This window comes from Ruminococcus sp. (assembly GCF_017650195.1).
Taxonomy (GTDB): domain Bacteria; phylum Bacillota; class Clostridia; order Oscillospirales; family Ruminococcaceae; genus Ruminococcus.
On the sequence record NZ_JAGCFH010000315.1, the window covers coordinates 1 to 3247 of the forward strand.

General features: G+C 41.0%; 4 protein-coding genes. All 4 read left to right on the forward strand.

Annotated elements, in window-relative coordinates; genetic code table 11:
- Positions 1-68: 68 nt before the first annotated feature.
- A complete protein-coding gene (locus J6U00_RS14080) occupies positions 69-1283 on the forward strand; it encodes a DNA methyltransferase (protein WP_296582866.1) in 1215 nt (404 codons plus the stop codon).
- Between the two features lie 9 nt (positions 1284-1292).
- Positions 1293-1718 carry a hypothetical protein gene (locus tag J6U00_RS14085; protein WP_296582868.1) on the forward strand — a complete coding sequence of 142 codons (426 nt, stop codon included), beginning with the start codon at positions 1293-1295 and terminating at the stop codon, positions 1716-1718.
- Positions 1684-3006, forward strand: coding sequence for a PBSX family phage terminase large subunit (locus tag J6U00_RS14090; RefSeq protein ID WP_296582870.1), 1323 nt, complete (start codon positions 1684-1686; stop codon positions 3004-3006). The genes J6U00_RS14085 and J6U00_RS14090 overlap by 35 nt, the downstream gene beginning before the upstream one ends.
- Before the next feature lie 15 nt (positions 3007-3021).
- The coding region (locus J6U00_RS14095; protein WP_296582872.1) for a hypothetical protein at positions 3022-3247 on the forward strand (226 nt) is incomplete at its 3' end.

A 3247-nucleotide genomic window follows, 5' to 3' on the forward strand; every position in this document is an offset into this window, starting at 1 on the left:
ATTCAGCTTCCAATCTACTATTAATCATTCTACTAATCACACTACTCAAATTTACTAAGGAACTGACTATGAAAAACTTAATAATTGATTATGTACCAATCGATGAACTTAAACCTTACGAGAGGAATGCAAAGCTTCATCCGAAAGAACAAATCGAGCAGATCAAGAAGTCTATCAATGAATTCGGCTTTAATGATCCGGTCGCTGTGTGGAAGAAAAATGAAATAATCGAAGGCCACGGCCGCTTGATAGCTGCCAAAGAATTAGGCCTCACAGAGATTCCTATCATTCGGCTTGATGATCTTACTGACCAGCAGCGCAAGGCTTATATGCTGGCTCATAATAAGCTCACCATGAACTCCGACTTCGATTTGGAACTGCTCACTAAGGAAATTGAAAGCATTATTGACTTTGATATGACAGATTTCGGCTTTGACAACTTATTTGAAGATGATACTGTTGTTGAGGACGATTATACTGAACCTCTGCCTGAGGAACCCAAAGCAAAGCTCGGTGATATGTACCAGCTCGGCAGGCACAGGCTTATGTGCGGAGACTCTACCTCGCAGGAAGATGTACAGAAGCTTCTGGGCGGCCAGCAGGTTGACATGGTCCTTACAGATCCGCCGTATAATGTGAACTATGAAGGTACCGCAGGCAGAATTATGAATGATAATATGGAAAGCAACGAATTCAGGCAGTTCCTGCGAAAAGCTTTCATGAATATTAAGTATGCTTTGAAGCATGGCTCCACCTTCCATATCTGGTATGCTGATTCCGAAGGCTACAACTTCCGTGGAGCCTGCGCTGAGGCAGGACTTATAGTACGGCAGCAGCTTATATGGGTAAAGAATAGCGCTACTATAGGCAGGCAGGACTTCCAGCACCAATATGAAAGTGTTTTATCCGGTTTAACGTTTGATGAGAGCGTTCAGGAGCCGCAGGAAGGTTTTTCACCTTGCTTGTATGGCTGGAAGGATGGTGCCGCTCACAAGTGGTTTAAAAAGCGCAAAGAACGTGATGTCATGTTCTTTGACAAACCCAGAGCTTCAAAAGAGCATCCGACAATGAAGCCGGTACTGCTCTTTGACTATGAGATGCAATGCAATACGAAGCCTGGTGACAGCGTGCTTGATTTGTTCGGCGGATCCGGCACACTTATCATTGCAGCTCAACAGAATAAGCGCACTGCTTATGTTATGGAGTATGATCCTAAATACGTTGATGTCATTATTGACAGATGGGAGAAGTTTACAGGAGACAAGGCGGTTAAGCTGAATTGAGGTGATTGAATGGCAGGTAGACCGAAAAAAGAGTTCGATGCAAAAACATTTGTAGATCTTGTCGGACTCGGCTGCGATCAGCAAGAAATATGTTGGTTTTTCCGAGATGAAAACGGCAAGCCTGCAAATATCGACACATTATCTCGATGGTGTAAAAGAACATTCAAAATGAATTTTCAAGAGTATTCAGCGCAAAATAAGGGGCTGGCCTTGAAAATTAAACTTCGGAAGGCTGGTTGGAGACTCGCTGAAAGTAATCCGTCAGTACATATATTCTACTGCAAGAACTATCTCGGAATGACTGATAAGCAAGAAATGGTCCAGGAAACAACTCTTGGGGTTTCTGATGGATTTATGGAAGCGCTGAACGGTACTGCTGCAGATGACTGGAGTGAGGACAATGAAAGCGAGGACATTGAGGACAGCGACATTTAAGTTTCAACCATTCTCTAAGAAACAGCGTAAGCTCCTTAATTGGTGGTGTGATAACTCTCCAGTAAAAGATTATGATGGGATAATAGCAGACGGAGCTATAAGAAGCGGTAAATCTCTGTCAATGTCCTTATCATTTGTTATATGGGCGATGCAGAGCTTTGACGGTCAGAACTTTGCTATGTGTGGAAAAACTGTAGGCTCTTTCCGAAGGAATGTATTATTTTGGCTCAAGATAATGCTGAAAGGCAGAGGTTATGTGATTGAAGATAGCCGAAGTGAGAATCTGTGTACAGTATCCAATGGCGATATAACTAATTACTTTTATATCTTTGGCGGTAAGGACGAACGGTCGCAGGATCTGATTCAGGGTATTACACTCGCAGGCATTTTCCTTGATGAGGTTGCTCTTATGCCTGAGAGCTTCGTGAACCAAGCCACGGGCCGTTGCTCTGTTGATGGTTCAAAAATGTGGTTCAATTGTAACCCTTCATCACCTTCACATTGGTTTAAGGTCAAGTGGATAGATAAGGCAAATGACAAACAACTGCTATATCTTCATTTTGTAATGGATGATAATTTGTCATTATCTGAAAAGGTGAAGGCCCGATACCGTAAAATGTACACAGGCGTTTTTTATGATAGATTCATTCTCGGCTTGTGGGTAATGGCACAAGGCTTGATTTATCCTATGTACAAAGATGCATTTGAAGAACCACCGCTTGCTGAAGAAGGTGAAAAATGCATACCGATAGCTAAAAAGCTTTATCGTGTTCCGCAGCAATATGCCATAAGCATTGACTATGGTACTATGAATGCATTTTCGGTTACACTATGGGGCAAATATCACAATGTATGGTGGGGCATAGATGAATATTATTATTCGGGACGTGAACAAGGGATCACGAAAACCGATGATGAATATTATGCAGATATGGAAGAATGGCTAAAATATATTGATGGACGTTTATATACAGTTATAGATCCCTCTGCAGCTTCATTTATTGCTCTGCTCAAAAAGAATACAGCCAGGTACAACGTCAAGAAAGCAAAGAATGACGTAATAAAGGGCATTGAACAAACAATGGTTGCATTACAAAGAGGCATTATTAAATTTTCTCCTAAGTGTCAAAACACTAAGAAGGAATTTGGAAGCTATGTTTGGGATGACTCAGAAATAGAGGATAGACCAGTTAAAATTAACGATCATGCTATGGATAATATCAGGTATTTTGTCGCAACAACAGGAATAGCTAAATCTCAAATTGATTATGAGCCTATATGGAATTAAAGAGAGGTGTTTACATTGCTTACATATTCTGATTTGGTAAAATGTGGCGATGATGAAGAGAAGCGAATGAGGTTTGCTGAAAACGCAATCTCGGACTTTCAAAATTCAGATGAGTATAAATGGGCAGATAAGTCTTTAAAATATTATGATATCGAAAATCCGGAAATAGAAGCTGTTGAGAAAATCATCTATGATATGAAGGGCGTAGCTCATAAGGACCTGATATCACCGAATCACAAGA